Annotated in this window: 25 protein-coding genes; 16 read left to right on the forward strand and 9 right to left on the reverse strand. The window is 58.4% G+C overall.

Annotated features, from left to right (window positions below):
* Nucleotides 1-5: 5 nt before the first annotated feature.
* The 9 genes from AADJ11_RS07335 (at nt 6) to AADJ11_RS07375 (ending at nt 8,084) form a co-directional block, all read left to right on the forward strand.
* Nucleotides 6-935, forward strand: coding sequence for an ABC transporter ATP-binding protein (locus AADJ11_RS07335; RefSeq protein WP_341233877.1), 930 nt, complete (start codon nt 6-8; stop codon nt 933-935).
* A complete protein-coding gene (locus AADJ11_RS07340) occupies nt 932-1,693 on the forward strand; it encodes an ABC transporter permease (RefSeq protein ID WP_341233878.1) in 762 nt (253 codons plus the stop codon). Before AADJ11_RS07335 ends, AADJ11_RS07340 begins: the two co-directional genes overlap by 4 nt.
* Before the next feature lie 53 nt (nt 1,694-1,746).
* Entirely contained in the window at nt 1,747-2,544 is a 798-nt protein-coding gene (locus AADJ11_RS07345) for a S49 family peptidase (protein ID WP_341233879.1), read from the forward strand.
* 172 nt (nt 2,545-2,716) lie between these two features.
* Entirely contained in the window at nt 2,717-3,670 is a 954-nt protein-coding gene (locus tag AADJ11_RS07350; RefSeq protein ID WP_341233880.1) for a calcium/sodium antiporter, read from the forward strand.
* A 13-nt stretch (nt 3,671-3,683) separates the two neighbouring features.
* The gene (locus AADJ11_RS07355) at nt 3,684-4,463 is read left to right on the forward strand and encodes an SDR family oxidoreductase (protein WP_341234470.1); all 780 of its coding nucleotides are present in this window, start codon (nt 3,684-3,686) and stop codon (nt 4,461-4,463) included.
* A gap of 286 nt (nt 4,464-4,749) precedes the next feature.
* On the forward strand, nt 4,750-6,615 hold the full coding sequence (gene uvrC, locus AADJ11_RS07360) for an excinuclease ABC subunit UvrC (RefSeq protein WP_341233881.1): 1,866 nt from the start codon (nt 4,750-4,752) through the stop codon (nt 6,613-6,615).
* A gap of 119 nt (nt 6,616-6,734) precedes the next feature.
* Nucleotides 6,735-7,394, forward strand: a complete 660-nt coding sequence (gene pgsA / locus AADJ11_RS07365) for a CDP-diacylglycerol--glycerol-3-phosphate 3-phosphatidyltransferase (RefSeq protein ID WP_341233882.1) — start codon at nt 6,735-6,737, stop codon at nt 7,392-7,394.
* Nucleotides 7,394-7,639 carry a molybdopterin converting factor subunit 1 gene (moaD, locus tag AADJ11_RS07370; protein WP_341233883.1) on the forward strand — a complete coding sequence of 82 codons (246 nt, stop codon included), beginning with the start codon at nt 7,394-7,396 and terminating at the stop codon, nt 7,637-7,639. The genes pgsA and moaD overlap by 1 nt, the downstream gene beginning before the upstream one ends.
* 1 nt (nt 7,640) lies before the next feature.
* The gene (locus AADJ11_RS07375) at nt 7,641-8,084 is read left to right on the forward strand and encodes a molybdenum cofactor biosynthesis protein MoaE (RefSeq protein ID WP_341233884.1); all 444 of its coding nucleotides are present in this window, start codon (nt 7,641-7,643) and stop codon (nt 8,082-8,084) included.
* Here AADJ11_RS07375 and AADJ11_RS07380 read toward each other — a convergent pair whose 3' ends face one another.
* From AADJ11_RS07380 to ubiA, 3 genes are all read right to left on the reverse strand, one after another.
* Nucleotides 8,085-8,411: a hypothetical protein gene (locus AADJ11_RS07380; protein ID WP_341233885.1), complete on the reverse strand. Its 327-nt coding sequence runs from the start codon at nt 8,409-8,411 to the stop codon at nt 8,085-8,087.
* A gap of 1 nt (nt 8,412) precedes the next feature.
* Nucleotides 8,413-10,302, reverse strand: coding sequence for an OmpA family protein (locus AADJ11_RS07385; RefSeq protein WP_341233886.1), 1,890 nt, complete (start codon nt 10,300-10,302; stop codon nt 8,413-8,415).
* A 63-nt stretch (nt 10,303-10,365) separates the two neighbouring features.
* Nucleotides 10,366-11,340 (reverse strand): 4-hydroxybenzoate octaprenyltransferase, encoded by a 975-nt coding sequence (gene ubiA / locus AADJ11_RS07390; protein WP_341233887.1) that lies wholly within the window; start codon nt 11,338-11,340, stop codon nt 10,366-10,368.
* Between the two features lie 12 nt (nt 11,341-11,352).
* Between ubiA and AADJ11_RS07395 the strand changes: the two genes are divergently transcribed.
* The 3 genes from AADJ11_RS07395 to AADJ11_RS07405 all read left to right on the forward strand — a co-directional run bounded on the left by AADJ11_RS07395 (nt 11,353) and on the right by AADJ11_RS07405 (nt 14,156).
* On the forward strand, nt 11,353-12,075 hold the full coding sequence (locus tag AADJ11_RS07395) for a 16S rRNA (uracil(1498)-N(3))-methyltransferase (RefSeq protein ID WP_341233888.1): 723 nt from the start codon (nt 11,353-11,355) through the stop codon (nt 12,073-12,075).
* A 94-nt stretch (nt 12,076-12,169) separates the two neighbouring features.
* Nucleotides 12,170-12,697, forward strand: a complete 528-nt coding sequence (locus tag AADJ11_RS07400) for a hypothetical protein (RefSeq protein ID WP_341233889.1) — start codon at nt 12,170-12,172, stop codon at nt 12,695-12,697.
* 88 nt (nt 12,698-12,785) lie between these two features.
* Nucleotides 12,786-14,156, forward strand: a complete 1,371-nt coding sequence (locus tag AADJ11_RS07405) for a glutamate--cysteine ligase (RefSeq protein ID WP_341233890.1) — start codon at nt 12,786-12,788, stop codon at nt 14,154-14,156.
* Between the two features lie 77 nt (nt 14,157-14,233).
* On the opposite strand, the gene plsY is transcribed toward AADJ11_RS07405, so the two are convergent.
* The 6 genes from plsY to AADJ11_RS07435 all read right to left on the reverse strand — a co-directional run bounded on the left by plsY (nt 14,234) and on the right by AADJ11_RS07435 (nt 18,680).
* The gene (gene plsY / locus AADJ11_RS07410; RefSeq protein ID WP_341233891.1) at nt 14,234-14,845 is read right to left on the reverse strand and encodes a glycerol-3-phosphate 1-O-acyltransferase PlsY; all 612 of its coding nucleotides are present in this window, start codon (nt 14,843-14,845) and stop codon (nt 14,234-14,236) included.
* A gap of 2 nt (nt 14,846-14,847) precedes the next feature.
* A complete protein-coding gene (gene pyrC / locus AADJ11_RS07415; RefSeq protein ID WP_341233892.1) occupies nt 14,848-16,125 on the reverse strand; it encodes a dihydroorotase in 1,278 nt (425 codons plus the stop codon).
* Nucleotides 16,126-16,250: 125 nt separating this feature from the next.
* Nucleotides 16,251-16,787 carry a hypothetical protein gene (locus AADJ11_RS07420; protein WP_341233893.1) on the reverse strand — a complete coding sequence of 179 codons (537 nt, stop codon included), beginning with the start codon at nt 16,785-16,787 and terminating at the stop codon, nt 16,251-16,253.
* Nucleotides 16,784-17,299: a hypothetical protein gene (locus AADJ11_RS07425; protein ID WP_341233894.1), complete on the reverse strand. Its 516-nt coding sequence runs from the start codon at nt 17,297-17,299 to the stop codon at nt 16,784-16,786. The genes AADJ11_RS07420 and AADJ11_RS07425 overlap by 4 nt, the downstream gene beginning before the upstream one ends.
* Nucleotides 17,296-17,736 carry a hypothetical protein gene (locus AADJ11_RS07430; RefSeq protein ID WP_341233895.1) on the reverse strand — a complete coding sequence of 147 codons (441 nt, stop codon included), beginning with the start codon at nt 17,734-17,736 and terminating at the stop codon, nt 17,296-17,298. The genes AADJ11_RS07425 and AADJ11_RS07430 overlap by 4 nt, the downstream gene beginning before the upstream one ends.
* On the reverse strand, nt 17,733-18,680 hold the full coding sequence (locus AADJ11_RS07435) for an aspartate carbamoyltransferase catalytic subunit (RefSeq protein ID WP_341233896.1): 948 nt from the start codon (nt 18,678-18,680) through the stop codon (nt 17,733-17,735). The genes AADJ11_RS07430 and AADJ11_RS07435 overlap by 4 nt, the downstream gene beginning before the upstream one ends.
* Before the next feature lie 152 nt (nt 18,681-18,832).
* Between AADJ11_RS07435 and AADJ11_RS07440 the strand changes: the two genes are divergently transcribed.
* The 4 genes from AADJ11_RS07440 to AADJ11_RS07455 all read left to right on the forward strand — a co-directional run bounded on the left by AADJ11_RS07440 (nt 18,833) and on the right by AADJ11_RS07455 (nt 22,321).
* Nucleotides 18,833-19,606: a uracil-DNA glycosylase gene (locus AADJ11_RS07440; protein WP_341233897.1), complete on the forward strand. Its 774-nt coding sequence runs from the start codon at nt 18,833-18,835 to the stop codon at nt 19,604-19,606.
* Entirely contained in the window at nt 19,599-20,204 is a 606-nt protein-coding gene (locus tag AADJ11_RS07445) for a LysE family translocator (protein WP_341233898.1), read from the forward strand. The genes AADJ11_RS07440 and AADJ11_RS07445 overlap by 8 nt, the downstream gene beginning before the upstream one ends.
* On the forward strand, nt 20,201-20,743 hold the full coding sequence (gene moaB, locus AADJ11_RS07450) for a molybdenum cofactor biosynthesis protein B (protein WP_341233899.1): 543 nt from the start codon (nt 20,201-20,203) through the stop codon (nt 20,741-20,743). The genes AADJ11_RS07445 and moaB overlap by 4 nt, the downstream gene beginning before the upstream one ends.
* A 126-nt stretch (nt 20,744-20,869) precedes the next feature.
* Nucleotides 20,870-22,321 (forward strand): efflux RND transporter periplasmic adaptor subunit, encoded by a 1,452-nt coding sequence (locus AADJ11_RS07455; RefSeq protein ID WP_341233900.1) that lies wholly within the window; start codon nt 20,870-20,872, stop codon nt 22,319-22,321.
* Nucleotide 22,322 lies beyond the last annotated feature (1 nt).

The raw sequence follows: 22,322 nt of genomic DNA on the forward strand, positions 1-22,322 counted from the left end.
CTGTGATGCCAGATATTGTCGAAATTCATAACTTGCGCAAAGCCTATGATGACGGGTTCGAGGCCCTTAAAGGGGTCACGCTAAACATCAAGAAGGGCGAAATTCTAGCCCTACTTGGCCCAAATGGCGCGGGAAAAACAACACTTATTTCAACGGTTTGCGGGATTACCACAGCAAGCGGCGGGTCGGTCAAAGTGGGCGGTCACGACACGGTTGCCGATTACCGCGCGGCCCGTACGATGATCGGTTTGGTCCCCCAGGAAATCAACCTGGAGCCGTTCGAGACGGTGATGAGCACCGTACGGTTTTCACGCGGCTTGTTTGGCAGGCCCAAAAATGACGCGGCGTTGGAAAAGATCCTCAAGCAACTGTCGCTGTGGGATAAGAAAGACACTCAGATCCGGGCATTGTCAGGCGGGATGAAGCGCCGCGTGTTGATCGCCAAGGCGCTTGCCCACGACCCGCGCGTGTTGTTCTTGGACGAACCCACCGCCGGCGTCGACGTCGAATTGCGCCGCGATATGTGGGAGATCGTGGCCGAGCTGAAAGCCGACGGTGTGACGATCATACTGACCACCCACTATATCGAGGAAGCCGAAGCAATCGCAGACCGTATTGGCGTGATCGCCCATGGTGAATTGCTGCTGGTCGAGGATAAAGACAAGCTGATGGCGCGCATGGGCAAAAAGCAACTGACCGTGCAACTGTCCAAGCCGATTAAGAAACTGCCCGCCAGTCTGACCTCTGACGCGTTGGTGCTGTCACCGAATGGCGAAAGTCTGATCTATACATATGACACACGCGCCGAACGTACGGGCATCACCAAGTTGCTGTCCGACGTGGCAGCGGCTGGTCTTGTGTTGACCGATATTGAAACGTCCCAAAGCAGTCTGGAAGACATCTTTGTGGATCTGGTAAAGGAGGATGCAGCATGAACTGGATCGCTGTTTCATCCATCTATAAATTCGAAATGACCCGCTTTTTCCGGACGATCACGCAAAGCTTTGTATCGCCGGTCTTATCGACATCGCTGTATTTTGTCGTCTTTGGTGCCGCCATTGGCAGCCGCATCCAAGAGGTCGAAGGCATCAGCTATGGGGCGTTCATCGTGCCGGGCCTGATCATGCTAAGCGTCATCACACAGTCGATTTCGAACGCGTCCTTTGGCATCTACTTCCCCAAATTTATCGGCACTGTGTTTGAGCTGCTGTCGGCGCCGATCAACTTTATCGAGATCGTGTTGGGCTATGTCGGGGCGGCTGCGACCAAGGCGCTGTTCATCGGGGTTATCATTCTGGGAACGGCGTTCTTCTTTGTCGATATCACCATTCAGCACCCTGTTTGGATGGTGCTGTTCTTGGTGCTGACCTGCATCAGTTTTGCCCTGTTCGGATTTATCATCGGGATTTGGGCGGGTAATTTTGAACAGCTTCAATTGGTGCCGTTGTTGATCATCACGCCGCTCGTGTTTTTGGGCGGCTCGTTCTATTCGATCTCGATGTTGCCGCCGGTGTGGCAGGTGATCTCGCATTTCAATCCGGTGGTCTATCTGATCTCGGGTTTCCGCTGGTCTTTCTTTGGGGCCGCTGATGTGCCGATTGTCACCAGCCTCTTCGCGATTGCTGGTTTCACCGCGCTGTGTCTTGCCGTGATTTGGTGGATTTTCCGCACCGGGTGGCGGATTAGGCAATAACTATCGTGAGGTCCTTCTTGTTTGGGAACGATACGCGTTCTACATGGAGGAGTATGAGAACATACATTCCCTTCCTGAAGTCGCATCCAATCGTTGCGGTCGTCCGTTTGTCTGGCGTGATCGGCGGTCGTGGCCGTACTGGCCTAACCGACGAAAGCATTGGACCCGTCCTTGAAAAAGCATTCCGTCGCGGGAAACCAGCGGCGGTCGCCCTCGAAATCAGCTCTCCCGGCGGGAGCCCGGTGCAGTCATCGTTGATCGGGGCGCGGATCAGACGTTCGGCAGCGGAAAAGAACATTCCCGTCATCGCCTTTGTCGAAGATGTGGCCGCTTCGGGCGGGTACTGGCTGGCCGCGGCGGCGGATGAAATTTATGGCGACCCAAGCTCAATCGTCGGCTCAATCGGCGTTATCTCGTCCTCCTTCGGAGTGAACGAACTGATCAACCGCCACGGCATCGAACGCCGCGTCTATACGGCGGGGCAATCGAAATCGATGCTTGACCCGTTCCGCCCCGAAAAGGCCGAAGACGTCGCGCGACTGAAAGCCTTGCTTGGCGATATTCACACCAATTTCATTGATCACGTTCAAGAGCGGCGCGGCGACAAGCTGGATACAGAAACGGATTTGTTCACCGGCGAAATCTGGTTGGCAAAACGTGCCACCGAATTGGGGCTGATCGACGGCATTGGCCACCTGCAGCCCATTCTCAAAGAACGCTTTGGCGACAAGGTGAAATTCGCACGCTACGGCAACAAAAAAGGTCTGTTGTCACGCTTTGGTGCGCAGATACTCGGCGACGCCGTTGACGGCATCGAAGAACGCGCTGCCTATGCGAAATTCGGCCTGTAAGTATGGTTCTTAAGATCGTCCTGCTGTTTCTGGTCGCAATGGGTGTCCTTGCCTGGTTTGGTAAAATGCACTGGATTGGCGGCAAAAGATTCAGCCAGTCAAAGTGTAAGTCTTGCGGTCGCTACCGCATCGGTAAAGGCCCCTGTGGCTGTGGGGGTAAAAGCGGATGATCATGCCATGGCTGCTAAGTATTCTGGGGCTGGTAATCCTGCTTTTGTCGGGTGACGCTTTGGTTAAAGGGGCGGTCAACCTGTCGCTGCGATTGGGCGTTCCTGCGTTGATCGTTAGTTTGACGATTGTCGCATTCGGCACCTCTGCGCCGGAACTGCTCATCTCGATCAAGGCGATATTGGACGATGCACCGGGCATCGCGCTTGGGAATGTGGTCGGGTCGAACACCGCCAATATTCTTCTGGTGCTTGGGGTGCCTGCGTTGCTGGCCACGATGCACACGTCTGAATGCAATACACGTAAGACGTATAATATGATGATCGGCGCATCGATTATCTTTATCTTGCTCGCCTTGCGTGGCGTGTATGATTTCTATGCTGGTGCCGTTTTGCTCGCTTGTCTGGCCTATGTCTTGTTCGACGCGGTTTGCGACACCCGCAAACACCGTCGCGATAGCAAAGGCGCGTGTCCAGCTGATATGGAAGAACCCGAAGGCGCGGACCCCGATATGCCGGGCTGGCGCATTGCTGTGTTCCTCGTGCTGGGTCTGATTGGTCTGCCCTTGGGCGCGGGCTTGTTGGTGGATAATGCATCGGTGATCGCGCGGGCATACGGCATCAGCGATACGGTGATCGGCTTGACCCTTGTTGCGATTGGTACGTCCCTGCCGGAACTTGCGACCACGGTCATGGCCGCGTTGCGCCGTCAGGCCGATGTGGCACTGGGCAATGTCATCGGATCGAACATGTTCAACCTGTTGGGCATCATTGGCGTGGCTAGCTTGGTAGGCCCGATTGAGGTTGATCCGCAGTTCATGCGCTTTGATTTCTGGGTGATGCTGGGCGCGTCTTTGCTGCTGATCCCCTTTGTCTATTTGCGAAAAGATATCACACGGGTTTGGGGTATCGTGCTTTGCGGACTATATGTGCTGTACTTGGGCGCTATTCTGATCTGAGAGAGGCCGCATGATGAAGACTGCATTGGTAACGGGTGCCGGTGCGCGGCTGGGCCGTGCTATGGCGCTGTATCTCGGTGGGCGCGGCTATGATGTGGCTGTGCACTACAATACGTCCTCCGAAGGCGCGGATGAAGTCGTTGCGGCGCTAGAGGCGATGGGCCAGCGCGGCGTTGCTGTTCAAGCGGACCTGCTGAACGAGGATGAAACCCAGAGCCTGTTTTCCCGCGCTGTGGCGGGTTTGGGCGCGCCGATTACGTGTTTGGTCAATAACGCATCAATCTTCGAATACGACAACGTCACGACCGCAACGGCCGAGAGCTGGGACCGCCACATCGGCAGCAACCTGCGCGCGCCGTTTATCCTGACACAAGCGATGGCCCAGCAGGGGCTTGCCCCGCTGGCCGACCAGAACGGCGAGCCGAAAGCGTGCGGGTTGATCGTGAATATGCTGGATCAAAAGGTGCGCAAGCTGAACCCGGAATTCATGACCTATACCATCGCCAAAATGGGGTTGTGGGCCATGACACAGACCACGGCACAAGCCTTGGCCCCTGCCATCCGGGTGAACGCCATCGGCCCGGGCCCGACGCTGCAAGGTGCCCACCAAACAGCTGAGACTTTTGCAAAACAGCGCGCGCGGGTCCTTTTGGCACGCGGCGCAAACCCCGAGGATATTACGGCTGCACTAGGCTATTTTCTGGACGCACCATCGGTAACAGGGCAGCTGTTATGCGCGGATGGCGGAGAGCACTTGGCGTGGAAGACGCAGGATGTACATGGGTTTGAGTAGACCAAACCGTGAAAGTTTTGCACTTTGTCACATACGTTTACAAATCTGTAACAAATAATGTCGTGTTTTCAGTAGTTTGGGAAGTGACGGCAGAAATGTGGCGCAATTACAGGCATTTGAGGGTGTGCCTAAAAAATAGGCGTTCGGTGGAAGTCTGCTGAAAACAAGGAAAAACACGGCTTCGCAGAAAGTTATCTGCAAGGTTATCCACAGGAGTCGGGGGTATGTTTCGTCTTGTCCCTGATCGCCAACCATTGCAGCACAGGACCTAGAGTTTAGCGAATCGATGACGGATAAATCTGAAACACCAAAGACCGGCTATGAGGTCATCCAAAGCTACCTGAAGACCATTGACGGGTCTCCGGGGGTGTATCGCATGCTGGATTCCGAAAGCCGGGTTTTATACGTGGGCAAGGCGCGCAACCTGCGGGCGCGGGTCAGCAATTACGCGCGGCCGTCGGGGCATTCGGGGCGCATCACGCGGATGATATCGAACACCGCGTCGATGATGTTTCTGACCACCAAAACCGAAACCGAAGCGTTGTTGCTGGAACAAAATCTGATCAAGCAGCTCAAGCCCAAGTTTAACGTTCTGCTGCGCGACGATAAAAGCTTTCCCAATATCTTGGTCACGGACGATCAAGACTATCCGCAGATCAAAAAGCATCGCGGCGCGAAGAAAGAAAAGGGCAGCTATTACGGCCCCTTCGCCAGCGCGGGGGCGGTGAACCGCACATTGAACCAGTTGCAACGGGTGTTTTTGCTGCGCGATTGTTCCAACGCGATGTTCGAGAGCCGGACGCGTCCCTGTTTGCAACATCAGATCAAGCGGTGCTCGGCCCCGTGCGTGGGCAAGATCAGCCCCGAGGAATACCAAAAAACCGTTCAGGACGCGCAGAAGTTTCTGAATGGAAAATCCACGGATATCCAAGGTCGGCTTGCCGCCGAAATGGCCAAGGCGTCCGAGGAGATGGAGTTTGAACGCGCGGCCGCCCTGCGCGACCGGATCAAGGCGCTGACACAGGTGCAGACGGCGCAGGGGATAAACCCGCAAGGGGTATCCGAGGCGGATATCATCGCCTTGCATATGGCGCAGGGGCAGGCCTGTGTTCAGGTGTTCTTTATCAGGGCCAATCAGAACTGGGGCAACCGCGACTATTATCCGCGTGTCGGCCCCGATGTGGACGCCGCCGAGGTGCTGGAGGCCTTTATCGGGCAGTTCTACGACACCCGCGAACCACCCCGTCAGTTGATCCTGTCAAACGAGGTCGAGAACATGGATCTGATGGCAGATGCCTTGTCGGGAAAACTGGGGCGTAAGGTTGAGCTCCTCGTTCCCAAGCGCGGCGAAAAGGCCGAGCTGGTCGATGGTGCGTTGCGCAATGCGCGCGAATCCCTTGCGCGCAAGATGGCCGAAACCGCGACGCAGGCAAACCTGTTGAAAGGCTTGGCCGAGGCGTTTGATCTGGACGGGCCACCCCAGCGGATCGAGGTTTATGACAACTCGCATATTCAAGGGACCAATGCCGTGGGGGGCATGATTGTCGCCGGCCCTGACGGGATGATGAAAAACCAGTACCGCAAGTTCAACATTCGCGGCGAGGACCTGACCCCCGGCGATGACTTTGGTATGATGAAAGAGGTTCTGACACGGCGGTTTAAACGGCTGCTGAAAGAAGACCCGGATCGCAGTCTGGGCATGTGGCCCGAACTGTTGCTGATTGACGGCGGGGCAGGGCAGGTCAGCGCGGTGGCGTCCATCATGCGCGAATACGGGGTCGAGGATATCCCGATGGTGGGGGTCGCCAAGGGCGTGGATCGCGATGCGGGTAAGGAAGAATTCTACCGCGTTGGCAAACGCCCCATGGCGCTGCGGCACAATGATCCGGTGCTTTATTTCATCCAGCGGCTGCGGGACGAGGCGCACCGTTTTGCAATCGGGACACACCGCGCCAAACGGGCCAAGGCCGTCGGGGCGACACCGTTGGACGATGTGCCGGGCGTTGGTGCTGCGCGCAAGCGTGCTTTGCTGGCGCATTTCGGATCGGCCAAGGCGGTGGGTCGCGCAAATCTAAACGATTTGTTGGCGGTCGACGGGGTTTCGCGCGCCTTGGCCGAGCGCATATATGCATTTTTTCATGAGGGCGGTTGACCAGATTGCAGGTTGGTTGCTGTATCTGCGGTGGGACGCTCCGCGGGGAGTTTATTTGGCAAAATGAAGAAGATATGTTGGTGCTTCCCCCCCGCTGGTTCGCGCTGTAGGGTGCGGATATGAAGTGGAATATTCCAAATACGCTGACGTTGTTACGTCTGATCGCTGCGCCCGGTATTGCGGTGCTGTTTTTGTTCTTGTCGCGGCCCTATGCCGACGCTTTTGCGATGTTTTTGTTCATCGCCGCGGCGGTGACGGATTGGTTTGACGGCTATCTGGCGCGCGCATGGAAGCAAGAAACAAAGCTGGGTGCGATGTTGGACCCGATTGCCGATAAGGCGATGGTGGTGATTGCGCTGATGGTGATCGTTGCATTTTCCAGCTGGTCGCCGTGGCTGGTGCTGCCTGCGACCGTGGTTTTGTTCCGCGAAGTATTCGTGTCAGGCCTGCGTGAGTTTCTGGGCGATGTTTCAGGAACGTTGAAAGTGACCAAGCTGGCCAAGTGGAAAACCACCGCGCAGATGGTCGCGATTGCGGTATTGTTCAGCCAGGGCGTTTTTGAGCATTACTTTGGTATCTCTGACATCGGGATCGATATGATTTCGGGGGAGCCGACAGGTATCGGGCTTGAGTATGAGCTGATCGGTCATGATATGGACCTTGAGATCTGGGCCGGTCGGGTCGGGTTGGTTCTGTTGTGGATTGCTGCCGCACTGACGGCGATCACGGGGATCGATTATCTGCGCAAGGCCTTACCGCATTTGACGGAGCCGAAGTAATGGACGTTCTGTATTTTGCCTGGGTGCGAGAACGGATCGGTGTTCCCCGTGAGCAGATCGACACGTCTGCCGCCACGGTGATGGATTTGGTGGCAGAGCTGCGGGCGCGCGAAGAACGTTATGCGTTGGCGTTCTCGGACCTTGCCAGCCTGCGGGTCGCCGTTGATCAAGAGCTGTCTGATTTTGATGCGCCACTGGTCGGTGTGCGCGAGGTTGCGTTTTTTCCACCGATGACCGGGGGCTGACATGCATATCTCGGTTCAGCAGGGGGCCTTTGATCTGGGTGCTGTGTCGGCTGAATTCGCAGGCGGTCACAAAGACATGGGGGCCATCGTCACCTTTACCGGCATCGTGCGCGACCTGCCCGATGATCCGTTGCAAGCGATGGAGATCGAGCATTACCCCGGCATGACTGAAACTGCGCTGCGTGGCATGGCCGAACAAGCGATAGAGCGGTTTTCGCTGGGCGACGTTTTGGTCATTCACCGGTATGGGACATTGGTGCCCGGCGAGATGATCATGATGGTCGCAACAGCTGCGCGGCACCGCAAAGACGCGTTCGAGGCGGCCGAATTTTTGATGGATTACCTGAAATCCCGAGCGCCATTCTGGAAACGTGAAATCACCAAAAGCGGTTCGGAATGGGTGGCGTCGAAAGACGAAGACGAGGACGCATTGGCCCGCTGGTGATCAGCTGGCCCGTTCGCGTTCGATAAAGGCACGCATTTCTTCGGCCTCTTGGCGTGCATCACGCAATCCATCCATTGCCGCGCGCAATTCCGCCTCGGTCTGGCTAAGCTGGTTGGTCAGCTCTGCCTCGCGTTGCTGTAGATAGGTGATCGCCTGATCGCGGGTTTCTTCGGCTTCGTGCAGTTCTTGGCTCATCCGGTCGAGTTCGGCCACATCGCCTGCGGCGACGCGTGTAAACCTGTGCAGCAGCCAATTGGCAAACCAGCCCAAGCTAAAGGCAACGAACAGGACAATCGCAGTGGCGATAATAAACTCGGTTCTGCTCATGCTACTTGCCTTCCTGCGTGGTCGTTGATGCGTCGGGATTTGTATCGCCTGTATCTTCGGCGTTTTCCAGCGCTGTTTCGCCTGTTTCGGGGCGGATCAGGCGGAACTCGATCCGACGGTTGGCTTCGCGGCCCTCTTCGGTGTTGTTAGGGGCAATCGGGTTCTCTTCGCCAAAGCCCTTTGCGACAAAGGATGCTGTGAGCACGCGGCGGGCGCGCAGTTCGTTCAGCACCGACTGGGCGCGCGACTGGCTCAGGGCAAGGTTCATTTCCTCGCGGCCCTGACTGTCGGTATAGCCTTGGACCTCTAGCGCGATACCGCCGCATTCTTTCAGGATCTCGGCGATCTGGTCCATCGTTCCCAAGGCGGAGGCGTCGATGGTCGCACTGCCCGGTTCAAAGGTGATCTTGCCCTTGGCAATCACGGCAGCAATTTGGGCTTCGCATTCTTCGGGGGTTGGCAGGCTTAGCACCGGGTCGAGCCGTTCCTGATAGACAACCGCCACATCGTAGTCTTGGCTTTCGCCCAGCTTTCCGGCCAGCAAGGTCGCGATTTGCGATCCGGCGTCGGGGTTGCCCGTGTTGCCCGTCACGCTGATGGTGTCGGGGCTGACGATCACGGTGCCATTTGCCAGCTTCGCCAGGGCATCAAGCCCGGACAACACCCGCGTGGGCCAATCACTGGGCAGCCCTTCGACGACGCGGGCGGCGGTATATACCTTGTCCGAGCCGAAGTTGGCCTTGGCATAGCTGTCGGCCAAATTGCGCAGCGCCTCGTTGCTGAGGCGGCCGCGCAGTTGCACATCGCCTGTGGGCGACAGGGTTGCGACGAATTCCGGCGGCCCAGCATTGGGGTCGGCTGCGACGGGCAGCTTGGCGGTCAGGGCGAAAACATCGGGGAGCGAGGTTTCAAGCTCTCCGATCACGCGGTCGAACAGCGCCTGATCGGCCCCTTCTTCTGCGATCAGGTGAATGTCGGCATCAACAAAGCTGACCGACCCGCCACCAATTTCGGCAAGCGCAGCAATCGCGGTTTCAACAGCATCGGCCCAACGGGGCGTTGGCACACCCATCCCCACGGTGCAGCGTTGCCCTTCGGGGGCCCCTGCGTTTACCGCCGCCGTCAGGATTTGATCGCGGGCGGCTTCGGTATCGGCGCTACAAGCGTCAAAGTCCGTCTCTTCTTCGCTGATCTGAAAACGCAGGGTAAAGGGCGTGATGACCGGACGGGGGGCCGAGATGTTCAGTGTCACGTTCAGGCCGGGCGGGGTCGCGCGGCGCAACTGGGTCTCAAGCCGCGCCTTGGCCTCCGCGCTGTCAGAGATCGCCGTGATAATCACCCGGCCTGCAGAGACGGATACCTTAGCGCGAGGCAGTTTCGCCATCGCCGATATCGCAAATCCAAACGCATCTTCCCAACCGTGCGGCGACGGGTAATTCGCGGATTCAAGGAAATCGGCGACATGATCCTTACCAGCCATCGCATTAAAGCTTTCGATGGCGGCGTCGCGGTCAGTGGTGGTCGGGATCAACCCGCTGATGGACACGCCGGAATCGTTGCGCAGAATTTCAGCCGAAAACCGCGGTGCAGCGATTGCAGCCTGCGATTCAACCGACATCAGATCAATCACACGGGCCGCATCAACAACCGTTCCAGCAGCGCTCAGCGCGTTAAAACGGACCACCTCGTTTGGCGCAGTCCCCGAAAGCGTTACCTGAAGCCCGTCTGCCTCGACCTCTGCCCATGTCATGCCTTGTTCATCCAACACGTCGCGGACACCGATTTCAGAATTGTCTTCGATCAGCGTGACCGAGAAATTTGCAGCAACCAGCGACAGCGTTGCTGCGACTGAAAACGTCAGCGCGATGATCAGAATGGCAGACAAACGCATAAGTTCATTTCTAGGATCGTTAATGTTAAACAAGGTGATACGCGGGGGGGCTGGTCTGTGCAATCAGGCCAGCAGCGCGGCTGCAAAAAATAGCAGCGGAATTATGCCGGTATCGCGGTTAACGTGAAACAGCTTCAACAATTTATCGTTATCGTTGATATCCAAGCCCCGTAATTGCCATGCCATATGCCAGCCCATCGCCCACGGGCCTGCAATCGCCAGCACCATCGCGAGGAAAGAACCATTCTCGCGTAGGGCAAAGATGACGGCGAGGCCCATCAATCCGACTGTGGCCGTCAAAAAACGGCGCATCCATTGTGGCGTTTCGTCGCCAAACAGCCGTGCCGTGGATTTGATCCCGATCAAGGCGTCGTCCTCGGTATCAAGATGGGCATAGATCGTGTCGTAAAAAAGCGTCCATGCGATGCCTGCCACATACAGCAGGACGGCAGGGGCCCCCAGCGATCCGGTGTGCGCAGTCCATGCGAGCAATGCGCCCCAGTTGAACGCGATGCCCAAGAACACCTGAGGCCACCATGTAAACCGCTTGGCGAAGGGATAGATTGCAACCGGTAAGAGCGCGAGAATGCCCAAGGCAATTGCGGCGGTGTTAAAGCTTAGCAAAATGCCAAAGGCGATCAGGGCTTGGGCGGCCATCCACGCAACGGCTCCTTTTACGCTGACCTGCCCAGACGGGATCGGGCGAGAGCGTGTGCGCGCCACCTGCGCATCAAACTCGCGATCGGTGATGTCGTTCCACGTGCAGCCGGCCCCGCGCATCAGCCACGCGCCCAAGGCGCAGCCAATGAAAATCCACAGATCAAACCAGCGCGGCTGTTGATCTGAAAGCATGGCCAGCATTAACCCCCACCAACAGGGCAGCAACAGCAGCCACGTTCCAATCGGGCGATCTGCACGGCTCAGCCGCAGATAGGGGCGGGTAAAACCCGGTGCAAAACGATCAACCCAGTTGCCAGCGACCGCATCTGCCACAGGTTCATTTTCGGTGCCATCTGGTACAGTTGGGTCGTCTTGCATATATCCGTGCCTATGAATGCGAAAATCAGACTTTATGTAGTGCATGCCTTGGGTCAGGGGCAATCGGTTCCTTTGGACAAGGCGCAGGCGCATTATCTTTTCGGGGTGATGCGACAGACCGAAGGTGCGCATGTGTTGCTGTTCAACGGCACCGATGGCGAATGGTTGGCGCAAGTCAGCCAAGCGGGCAAACGTGGCGGGGTTCTAACCTGCGTCGAGGCGACCAAGCCTTTGCAGATGCCGCCCGATCTGTGGTTGATCTTTGCGCCGATCAAAAAGGCGCGGACAGATTTCATTGTCGAGAAAGCCACAGAAATGGGCGCGCGACGGATTGTGCCTGTGCAGACCGATTTCACCAATTCGGGCCGTGTTCAACGCGAGCGGTTGCAGGCCCACGCGGTCGAGGCGGCAGAGCAATGCGGCGGGACATTCGTGCCGGAAGTGGCCGAGATGATCAAACTGGACCGCCTGTTGGATCAATGGACGCCGGAGCGGCCCCTGATGTTCTGCGACGAGGCATTGGTGGGACAAGACGCAGGGTTAGGCGCGGCAAAGACCGGACCATGGGGCATTCTGATCGGTCCCGAGGGCGGGTTTTCGGATCGCGAACGCACACGGTTGCGAGGGCTTGACTATGCGCAATCAGTTACCTTGGGGCCCCGTATCCTGAGGGCCGACACGGCTGCGGTTGCTGCGATGACAGTGTGGCAGCAAGTTCTGGGGGATTGGTCTTGAGCGTGAAACCTGTGTCGACCGATACCCAAGTGGGGGTTGCACACCCCCACACCCCCGTGGAGTTTACTTGGCAAAATGAAGGTGGAATGAAACCATGAGTTTTTTGCGCCCTGAGGCGAAAGCGGAGTTATGGCGGTGGCGCGAAGTTCTTGGCGGCGCGGCCGTTATCCTGCTGGGATTGTGGTTGGTTGCTGGCCCCGGTCTTTTGCTGGCGGTACCTGGATACGCGTTGATTGCGGGCGGCGTGGCGTTTGTCTGGCTGGGTGTGCAGCGGGTTCGGTTTCGTAAATCGGGCCATGGGGCCGGTGCCGTGCAGGTAGACGAAGGGCAAATTGCCTATTTCGGGCCCCTGACCGGCGGGATCGTAGCGCTGCGCGAGATGGAACGGCTGAGCCTTGTGCGTGGATCCTATCCGGCCCATTGGAAGTTGGAGCAGCCCGGACAAAATGCCGTGATGATCCCGGTCGATGCGGCAGGTACAGACGCGTTGTTTGATGCCTTTGCGGTTTTGCCGGGGTTGAAAACCGAACGGATGTTGGCCGAGCTTGCCGATGACAAGACGCTTTCGGTGGTGATCTGGGAACGACAATCAATGCGCCCCACAAGCACCCTGTTGCATTGACACCCCCGAGAATTCGAACCATCCCTAACGAACACTTGAATTAATTTTGCCCTGACACCTAGCGAAACAATCCCGGAGCCACCCCCTTATGTCTATCCCTCAATCCGGCGGCGGCCCGATCGAAAACCATGCACAGCTGGCGCAGTATCTAGCAGATGGCTGCAAGCCCAAAGAAGATTGGCGCATTGGTACAGAACACGAGAAATTCGGCTATAATAAAGAAACTCTTTTGCCGTTGCCCTATGAGGGGGCATGTTCCATCCGTGCAATGCTTGAGGGTTTGCGTGACGGTCATGGTTGGGCCCCCGTTGAAGAGGGTGGCAAGCTGATCGGTTTGGTCAAGGACGGCGCGAATGTATCGTTGGAACCGGGCGGCCAGCTTGAGCTGTCTGGCGCACCTGTTGAGACCATCCACGAGACATGTGACGAGGTAAACGTGCATCTGCGCGAGGTTCGCGATGTGGCGGACCGTATCGGCGCAGGGTTTATCGGGCTGGGCGCGGCACCTGAATGGACCCACGAGCAGATGGATCTGATGCCCAAGGGGCGTTACAAATTGATGAACGAATACATGACCAAGGTTGGCACGATGGGCCGGGTCATGATGCGCCGGACCTGTACCGTGCAGGTGAACCTTGATTTCGGATCAGAGGCGGACATGGTCCAAAAACTGCGCGTTGCCTTGGCATTGCAGCCGGTTGCGACGGCGCTGTTTGCGAATTCCCCGTTCTTTGAGGGCAAGCCAAACGGCCATAAATCCTGGCGCAGCCGGGTGTGGCGTGATCTGGACCCCGCGCGCACCGGCATGTTGCCTTGGGCGTTCGAAGACGGCATGGGGTTTGAGCGTTGGGTCGAATACGCGTTGGATGTGCCGATGTATTTCGTCTACCGCGACGGGCAGTACATCGACGCATTGGGGCAGTCGTTCCGCGATTTCCTGAAGGGCCAGCTGCCTGCATTGCCGGGTGAAATGCCAACGCTCAGCGATTGGGCGGATCATCTGACGACGGCCTTCCCCGAGGCGCGGATCAAGAAATTCATCGAAATGCGCGGCGCGGATGGCGGCCCTTGGCGGCGGCTATGTGCCTTGCCCGCGTTCTGGGTCGGCTTGATGTATGACCAAACCGCGCTGGATGGCGCGTGGGATTTGGCCAAGGGTTGGGATGCAGAGACGCGCGAAGGGTTGCGGGTTGCGGCATCTGTCGACGGCTTGCAGGCTGAATTCAACGGCGTGAAAATGCATGATCTGGCCCGCGAAGTCGTCGCGCTGTCCGAGCACGGGTTGAAAGCCCGCGCACGAACCGGTGCTGGTGGCATGGTCCCGGATGAGACGCATTTCCTGAACGCGCTGAAGGAAAGCATCGAGACCGGCAAAGTGCCAGCGGATGAGTTGCTGGACGACTACAACGGTAAATGGAATGGCGATCTAAGCCGGATTTACGCTGAGTATTCCTACTAAGGGACAGGGGCCGCAGGCAGCGTTGTCTGCGGTTTCGAGCCGAGGATGTGTCAGCGAATGTCTGTCCGCAATCGCGCCTAAGCTTTATTTGCGCCGATCTTGGGCTCGGTGCCTGCTCTGATCCGTTTGATGTTTTCGCGGTGCCGCCAAAAGATCAGCAGGGTCAAAATGACGCCGAGGATAAATGCGCTTCCGTAGCCGAGGATGACCAAAAAGATGGTCGACGTGGATGCCGCAGCAATCGCGCCCATCGACGAAATACGTGTGACCAGCGCGCCAATCAGCCACGCCAGACAGCAGGCCAGACCGGCGGGCCATGCCAGTGCCAAGATCACGCCAAGGAATGTCGCGACGCCTTTGCCACCTTTGAATTTCAGCCAAATGGGGTAGCAATGCCCGATCATTGCAGCCAGACCAGCGACCTGTGCGGCGTCTTCGCCAGCAAAGAAACGGGCCAGCAGGACGGCAACGGCCCCTTTGGCCCCGTCCAGGACCAAGGTCAGGGCAGCGGCGGTTTTATTTCCGGTGCGCAAGACATTCGTCGCCCCGATATTGCCCGATCCAATCGTGCGCAAATCACCCAAATTCATGGCGCGCGCCAATAGCAGGCCAAAGGCGATTGAGCCGATAAGGTAACCAAACACAGCCCAGAGAGAGAGCACGGCGAGCGATGAATCGATGATGGGCATAGTTACGAGGCCTTATAAATACATTTACCGGAAACATAGGTTTCCAAGACCTTACCCTGCATGCGCATCCCGTCAAAGGGCGTATTGCGCGATTTCGAGCGCAGGGTTTCACGGTCCATCACAAAGGGCGCGCCATCGTCAAACAGCACCAGATCGGCGGGCGCTCCGGCACTCAGGCGACCGCCCGGCAGGCCCAGCCGTTTAGCGGGGTTAAACGACAAGGCCCGCCACAGGGTCGCGATGTCCATCATATCGGAATGCACCAACCGCAGGGCGGCAGGCAGCAAAGTCTCGAGGCCCACGGCACCGGAGGCGGCTTCCTCGAACGGGAGACGTTTGGATTCCTCATCCTGTGGGGTGTGCATTGAGCAGATGATATCAATCAACCCAGAGGCAACAGCCTCGACCACGGCGATGCGGTCGTCTTCGTCACGCAATGGGGGCTTGAGCTTGAAGAATGTGCGGTAGTCGGCCACGTCGAGGGCATTCAACGTCAGGTGATGAATGCCAACACCTGCGGTAATATCCAGCCCGTTCTTTTTCGCACGCTCAAGCGCGGGCAGGGCGCGGGCCGTGGTGATTTGATCGGCGTGATAACGGGCACCGGTCATCTCGACCAGGGCGATGTCGCGGTCCAGCCCCATGCGTTCGGCCATCGGGGATACGGCGGGTAGCCCGCGCAGGGACGCGAACTTGCCCGAAGTGGCTGCCGCGCCTTTGCTGAGGATCGGTTCTTGAGGGTGGGCGATAACCAGCGCGCCCAGACTGCGCGCATAGGTCAAGGCGCGCGAGAATACTTTGGTGTCGGTGATGACGCGGTCACAATCGGTAAAGGCGATTGCACCTGCATCCATCAGAAACCCGATCTCGGTCATCTCGCGGCCTTCGCGGCCTTTGGTCAGGGCGGCCATGGGCACGACATTCACCGGTGCGGCCTCGTTCGCGCGGCGGGTGACAAATTCCAAAACTTCGGGGCTGTCGATTGACGGATCGGTGTCGGGGCGGGTGATCATCGTGGTGACACCGCCCGCCGCTGCCGCCAATCCGGCAGAGCGAAAGCTTTCCTTATGACGTTCGCCCGGCTCGCAGACCTTGACGCCCAGATCGACGATGCCGGGGGCCAGATATTTGCCGCGACAATCGACAATCGCGCTGTCACCGGGGATGGGCGCGTCTTCGGCCAATACGGCCGTGATCTGGCTGCCCTCAACCCGCAGGGTGCCGTGGGTCACAGTGCCCGCTTCGGGGTCGATCAGTTTCGCGTTCACAAAGTGCAGCATGACGTTACTATCTTTCACAAAGGGCTATCAGCCGATCCACACCATCATTGCTACGACGCCAAAGGCGACAAGCAGGGCAACGGTGGCCACGCGGCCGGACATTTTCGGATCAGGTTTGGGTTCTTTCACAGCAGCCACCATAGGATCAGGCCAAGCGCGACGATCAGCGCCAGCAGTATCACGGCCCCACCCGCGCGGCCACGTGGCGGCGTTGTGGGTGTCAGGTTCGGCACACCGGTATAGGGTTGTGCCGCATCGGCGGTCAGGGGCGGGGCCGCCATCGCGGGCTGTTCTTCGCCATAGGTGCCGATCAGCGTCAGGTCAGGCCCGATGTGCAGCGTGGTTTCAGCCCCGTCAAAGGCGGATGAAAACAGCAGTAGAACATAGCCTTCCAAGGCATCAAGGCGGGCGCGGTCCGCGCTAATCTGCGCCTCGGTCACGGTATAGCCGTCCATCAGATAGCGTGGCAGCCCCACGCCCGTTAGATCGGAGACGGCAAACAGTTCAGCCGACCCGGACGGCACGTCAAAGCCGACGAGATCGGAAATAACGGCCGATTTGTCATTCTCTTGCAACGTGCGGGCCATGGCATCGATAGGCCGGTTCACGGCGAACAGCCTGATCTGGCCATGCTCATGTGGGGGGATGGTAAGTGTTGTCATTGTTTTGCACCTTTATACGCGGTTGCCATCAGACTACATAAACTGGCGCTGTCCTGAACATATTCAAACCCTAGATGGGCGGCGAGGGCCGGATTGTCATCGCGTTCCTGCCGGATAAAAAACACCGATGGCGGGCTGGTCGGTTTGACATCAGGGGCAGTCTCAAGGCTGCGGGAAAACGCTTTGACGCGGGTTTCGCCCTTTTGCATACGAAAGAACAGCGCGCGGTGATTTGTCAGCGCATAGCGCGTGCGCGTCAGTTCAGCCCAGCGGTTCAGCCCTTTGACCAGCGACAAGACGACCAAGCCAATCACAACCGCCAACACCACAGATTGCGAGACCGGAAGGCTGTTATACGTGAGCAACACGCCACCTGCGATCACGGTGCCCACAGCGCCGATAAACGGCCCCAGTAGTTGAAAGTTGCGCAGGGAGATACGCGGAGTGGGCCGACCTGTCCAAAGCAGCTTTTCGTCATCCTCAAGCACATTTTGCCAAAAGTCATCGGTCATAGTGCTGCCTCTCGTGCGGCGGCGATCCGTGCTTTGGTCTCGCGCAGGTTTGGCACCAGCGGCAGGGTGATGCTTTGACGGTTGGGCAACCGCAAGGTGATCGACCACAGCGACAGTTTGCCGATGGCCGCGATATCGGTCAGCGCCAATTCCAACGGGGCGACAACATCGGGTTCATCGATGTAAAGCGCGCGATTGGTCAGACGCCAGACGGTTTTGCGGTTTGCGTACCAGATTTGAAACTCTTCAAAAATCCACATGTAAAACAAGGCGGTTATGGCCGAGACAACTGTCCAAGTCAGGACATCAAAGTACGGCAGGATCGGAGAGCAGACCAGCATCGTCAAAACCATCAACACGGCGGTGCGCGACACAAATGCGCCCCACGAAATGCGCCAGCTTAGCAATTCACGCTCGTCCGAGGGCGCGGCGGTCACGCGGCCCCCTTGCGGTGGTCGCTTAGGTTTTGGGCCAAAAGATCCATTGCGGCCATGCGCACGGCGACGCCCATTTCGACCTGATCCTGAATGACGCTGCGGTTAATATCGTCAGCAAGCGTGCCGTCAATCTCAACGCCACGGTTCATCGGGCCGGGGTGCATGACGATGGCATCTGACTTGGCGTGTGACAGCTTTTCTGCATCCAAGCCAAAGCGGTGATAATATTCACGCTCAGACGGGATGAAACCGCCGTCCATCCGTTCCTTTTGCAGGCGAAGCATCATCACCACGTCGACGTCTTTAAGCCCCTCTTCCATGTCATCGAACACCTCGACGCCGAATTCGCCGATTTGCGAGGGCATCAGCGTAGGCGGGCCGATCAGACGAATGCGGTTCTCCATCTTGCCCAGCAGCATGATGTTGGACCGTGCCACGCGGCTGTGGGCGATGTCGCCACAAATCGCGATGGACAGACGGTGCAACCGGCCCTTGGCGCGACGAATGGTCAGCGCGTCCAGCAGCGCCTGTGTCGGATGTTCGTGCCGCCCGTCGCCTGCGTTCAGCACAGCGCAGTTTACCTTTTGCGCCAGCAGATCAACGGCACCGGATTGCGGATGGCGTACGACCAGCAAATCGGGGTGCATCGCGTTCAGGGTCATCGCCGTATCAATCAGGGTCTCGCCCTTTTTGATCGAAGACGCCTGCATCGCCATGTTCATCACATCCGCGCCAAGACGTTTGCCCGCGATCTCAAAGCTGGCTTGCGTCCGGGTCGAGTTTTCAAAGAACATGTTGATCTGGGTCAGACCCTTGAGCGCATCGCTGTGCTTGTGAGGTTGTCGGTTCAGATCGGCATAGGTATCGGCCAGATCGAGCAGCGTTGTGATGTCATCTTGCGACAGCGGCTCAATACCAAGAAGATGTTGGTGTGCGAAACTCATAAGGCGACCCCACGCTATTTGTGGCGTTATAGGCGGCGGGGCGGGGCTGGGCAAGTCAACAGGCGGCCCATGTGATCGTGATGGAGGAATGGATTTAAGACCATTTGGAAGTTGGGATTTTTATTAGCCACGTCAGCGCGTAAGTTGGGACCATGGAATCAGTGGAATATCATCAGGCGCTCGCGCTTTTGCATTGGCAGATCGAACTTGGCGCGACCGAGTCGATTTGTGATGCGCCCGTCAACCGCTACGAAGTACCTGCCGCGGTTGAGAAACCAAAGGCGGCCAAGAAAGGCGACCCGCGCATTGTTCCAATGGCAGCGGGTGTTGATCCTGTGGCCGAGGCCACGCGTATCGCGGCGGGTGCCGGATCGCTGGAGGAACTGCGCGCCGCGATGGAGGGGTTCGAGCATTGCGAGTTGAAACGCGGCGCACGCAATATGGTATTCAGCGACGGGACACCGGGTGCGCGGGTGATGATTGTCGGCGAAGCACCGGGCCGAGACGAGGACCGCGAAGGTCGCCCCTTTGTCGGGCGCGCTGGGCAGTTGCTGGACAAGATGTTGGCCGCGATCGACATGGGCCGGTCTCATGGAACAGCACCAGTGTATATCACCAACGTGTTGCCGTGGCGGCCGCCGCAGAACCGCGACCCAAAGCCAGACGAGATCGCGATGATGAAGCCGTTTCTGGCGCGGCATATTGCTTTGGCCAAGCCTGAGGTTTTGGTGATTGTTGGCAATTGGTCGGCGCAGGCCTTGCTGGGCAAGCGCGGCATCACACGGTTGCGCGGCCAGTGGACCGAAGCGCAAGGCCTGCCCGCGTTGCCGATGTTTCACCCGGCTTATTTGCTGAGAAGCCCGGAGTTTAAACGCGAGGCCTGGGCGGATTTGCTAGAGCTGAAGGCAAAGTTGAACCGTGGTTGATCCCCTGACGCTTTTGGCCTTCGTGCCTGCCGCCTTGGCGCTGAACCTGACGCCGGGGGCGGATATGATGTTTTGTCTGGGGCAAGGCATGCGTTTTGGCCCTAAGGCATCCGTCGCGGCGAGCGCGGGTATTTCGCTAGGCGGTATGGTGCATGTCACGCTTGCGGGGCTGGGGTTGGGCGCACTGGTGGCTGCGGTGCCTTGGGCCTTTGACGTGATCCGCTGGATTGGGGTCGCGTATCTGTTGTGGCTCGCGGCGCAGACGTTTCGCGGGGGGCGGAATACCCAAACCGGTGCCGTGCCCCCATCCGCATTTCGCGGGGCCTTGATCGTCAGCCTGACTAACCCAAAGGTGATTTTGTTTGTGCTGGCCTTTGTGCCACAATTCGTGGTGCCCGAAGCCGGACCCGTTTTGATGCAATTCCTGATCTTTGGGGCGGTTCTGTCGCTTGGCGGATTTGTGATCAACGCCTTGGTCGGCGTGTTCGCCGGTGGTGTGGGGCGCAAACTGGCCAAAGGTGGCCAAGCGCTGCGCTGGATCAGCAGTGGCATATTCGTCGCACTCGCCGCGCGGCTAGCAGTATTGGAGCGGGCATGAGCCGTATCGATGAGAGCAAAGAGTTTATTCCCGTGCGCATTGCGGTTTTAACCGTTTCGGACACACGCGGCTTGGCGGAGGACCGGTCTGGCGATGTCTTGGCCGCGCGGATTTCCGAGGCGGGGCATGAACTGGTGCATCGCGCGATCATCCGCGATGAGCGAGCCCAGATCGCCGATCAGCTGCGCACATGGTGTGCGGATGACGCGGTTGACGTGATTATCAGCACGGGTGGCACGGGATTGACGGGCCGCGATGTCACGGTCGAGGCGCACCGCGATGTCTATGAGAAAGAGATCGATGCCTTCGGGACGATCTTTACCATTGTGTCGATGCAAAAGATCGGCACCTCGGCGGTGCAAAGCCGCGCGACCGCCGGTGTGGCCCAAGGCACGTATCTATTCGCGCTGCCCGGATCGCCGGGTGCTTGCAAGGACGCGTGGGATGAGATCCTGCTGAAACAGTTGGATTACCGCCACAGGCCCTGCAATTTCGTAGAGATCATGCCCCGTCTGGACGAGCATCAGCGGCGAAAATAGAAAAACGCTATTTTTTCTGCCCGCCGCGCGACGGAAAGCAATAGTGCATCCGTATCATAACTGTGATTTTGTATGTTTATTGGGTGGGTTACCATTGCGGCAAAGTGGTTTTGAGATCGGACAAAGATGCGTTTTCTAAGACAGAGTATGATTGGGTTGTTTCTGGCTGCGACTGCCTTGGGTCTGTTGGTGTTTGCTGCCGATATGATTGGCGGCGCTGTGCAAAAACGTATGGCTGACGCGCCGCCGCCGCAGGCCCCGCGTGAACGGGTTTTTTCGGTTAACGTGGTCCGAGCAACGCCGAGCGATGAAATACCTGTTTTAGAGAGTTTTGGGTCGGTGCAAAGCCGTCGCCAGCTTGAGCTGCGCGCGGCTGTTGGCGGTCGTGTGGTCGAACTTGCCCCCGAGTTTGAGGACGGCGGCAAGGTGCGCGCAGGTCAGGTTCTGGTCAGGCTAGACCGCGCCGATGCGCTGGCCGAGGTCGAGCGCGCCAAAAGCGATGTGCAGGATGCCGAGGCAGAGGGGCGCGACGCTGCACGGGCGCTGGAACTGGCCCGTGACGAACAAGCAGCCGCCGAGGAGCAAGCCGCACTGCGGACCCGCGCCTTTCAACGTCAAAGCGATTTGGCGGACCGCGGTGTAGGCACCGCGACTGCAACCGAAACGGCCGAGCTTGCAGCATCCAGCGCGCGGCAGGCCGTCTTGGCGCGTCGTCAGGTCGTGACCCAAACCGAAGCGCGCATTGATCAAGCCGCCAGCCAGTTGTCGCGCAGCCGGATCGCGCTGGCCGATGCGCAACGCCGTCTGGACGAGACAACAATTTCTGCGCCCTTTGACGGTACCCTTAGTGGTGCTTTGGTGGTGGAGGGGCGGTTGGTGTCGGCCAATGAACGTCTGGCCGAATTGATTGATCCGAACGATCTTGAGGTGTCCTTTCGTGTCTCCACCGCGCAATATGCGCGGCTGATTGATGTGGATGGTAACCTGATCAAGGCCGATCTTACCGCGACGTTGGATGTGGCCGGGCTGGACCTTGAGGCGATTGGCAAGATCACCCGCGCAAGTGCCGCAGCGGGCGAAGGGGCCAGCGGGCGGTTGATTTTTGCGACGTTGACGCAGGCACCGGGGTTCAAACCGGGTGATTTCGTGACGGTGCGCATCAGCGAGCCCGAGCTTAAAAACGTCATCCGCCTGCCCAGTTCGGCGCTGGATGCGCAGGCGCGTGTCTTGGTCGTGGGTAGCGAAAACCGGCTTCAGGCCGTGAGTGTCGAGCTTTTGCGCCGCGTCGGGGACGAGGTATTGGTGCGCGGCGATATCGCAGGTCGCGACGTGGTCGAGGCCCGTTCGCCACTGTTGGGGGCTGGTATCGCGGTCAAGCCGCTGCGCAAAGGGGCAGCCCCCCGCGAAGAAAACCCAATGGTCGCACTGACCGACGAACGTCGGGCCAAGCTGATTGCTTTTGTCGAGGGGAACACCCGTATGCCAGAGGCCGCCAAAGCACGCGTGCTGGCACAACTGGCAGAGCCACAGGTGCCCGCGCAAATGGTCGAGCGTCTTGAAAGCCGGATAGGGGGATAGG

Source organism: uncultured Sulfitobacter sp. (assembly GCF_964021855.1).
Classification (GTDB): domain Bacteria; phylum Pseudomonadota; class Alphaproteobacteria; order Rhodobacterales; family Rhodobacteraceae; genus Sulfitobacter.

Coding starts and splice junctions, on each gene's coding strand:
- AADJ11_RS07335 (WP_341233877.1), top strand. CDS start 6: ATGCCAGATATTGTCGAAATTCATAACTTGCGCAAAGCCTATGATGAC.
- AADJ11_RS07340 (WP_341233878.1), top strand. CDS start 932: ATGAACTGGATCGCTGTTTCATCCATCTATAAATTCGAAATGACCCGC.
- AADJ11_RS07345 (WP_341233879.1), top strand. CDS start 1,747: ATGAGAACATACATTCCCTTCCTGAAGTCGCATCCAATCGTTGCGGTC.
- AADJ11_RS07350 (WP_341233880.1), top strand. CDS start 2,717: ATGCCATGGCTGCTAAGTATTCTGGGGCTGGTAATCCTGCTTTTGTCG.
- AADJ11_RS07355 (WP_341234470.1), top strand. CDS start 3,684: ATGAAGACTGCATTGGTAACGGGTGCCGGTGCGCGGCTGGGCCGTGCT.
- uvrC (WP_341233881.1), top strand. CDS start 4,750: ATGACGGATAAATCTGAAACACCAAAGACCGGCTATGAGGTCATCCAA.
- pgsA (WP_341233882.1), top strand. CDS start 6,735: ATGAAGTGGAATATTCCAAATACGCTGACGTTGTTACGTCTGATCGCT.
- moaD (WP_341233883.1), top strand. CDS start 7,394: ATGGACGTTCTGTATTTTGCCTGGGTGCGAGAACGGATCGGTGTTCCC.
- AADJ11_RS07375 (WP_341233884.1), top strand. CDS start 7,641: ATGCATATCTCGGTTCAGCAGGGGGCCTTTGATCTGGGTGCTGTGTCG.
- AADJ11_RS07380 (WP_341233885.1), bottom strand. CDS start 8,411: ATGAGCAGAACCGAGTTTATTATCGCCACTGCGATTGTCCTGTTCGTT.
- AADJ11_RS07385 (WP_341233886.1), bottom strand. CDS start 10,302: ATGCGTTTGTCTGCCATTCTGATCATCGCGCTGACGTTTTCAGTCGCA.
- ubiA (WP_341233887.1), bottom strand. CDS start 11,340: ATGCAAGACGACCCAACTGTACCAGATGGCACCGAAAATGAACCTGTG.
- AADJ11_RS07395 (WP_341233888.1), top strand. CDS start 11,353: ATGAATGCGAAAATCAGACTTTATGTAGTGCATGCCTTGGGTCAGGGG.
- AADJ11_RS07400 (WP_341233889.1), top strand. CDS start 12,170: ATGAGTTTTTTGCGCCCTGAGGCGAAAGCGGAGTTATGGCGGTGGCGC.
- AADJ11_RS07405 (WP_341233890.1), top strand. CDS start 12,786: ATGTCTATCCCTCAATCCGGCGGCGGCCCGATCGAAAACCATGCACAG.
- plsY (WP_341233891.1), bottom strand. CDS start 14,845: ATGCCCATCATCGATTCATCGCTCGCCGTGCTCTCTCTCTGGGCTGTG.
- pyrC (WP_341233892.1), bottom strand. CDS start 16,125: ATGCTGCACTTTGTGAACGCGAAACTGATCGACCCCGAAGCGGGCACT.
- AADJ11_RS07420 (WP_341233893.1), bottom strand. CDS start 16,787: ATGACAACACTTACCATCCCCCCACATGAGCATGGCCAGATCAGGCTG.
- AADJ11_RS07425 (WP_341233894.1), bottom strand. CDS start 17,299: ATGACCGATGACTTTTGGCAAAATGTGCTTGAGGATGACGAAAAGCTG.
- AADJ11_RS07435 (WP_341233896.1), bottom strand. CDS start 18,680: ATGAGTTTCGCACACCAACATCTTCTTGGTATTGAGCCGCTGTCGCAA.
- AADJ11_RS07440 (WP_341233897.1), top strand. CDS start 18,833: ATGGAATCAGTGGAATATCATCAGGCGCTCGCGCTTTTGCATTGGCAG.
- moaB (WP_341233899.1), top strand. CDS start 20,201: ATGAGCCGTATCGATGAGAGCAAAGAGTTTATTCCCGTGCGCATTGCG.
- AADJ11_RS07455 (WP_341233900.1), top strand. CDS start 20,870: ATGCGTTTTCTAAGACAGAGTATGATTGGGTTGTTTCTGGCTGCGACT.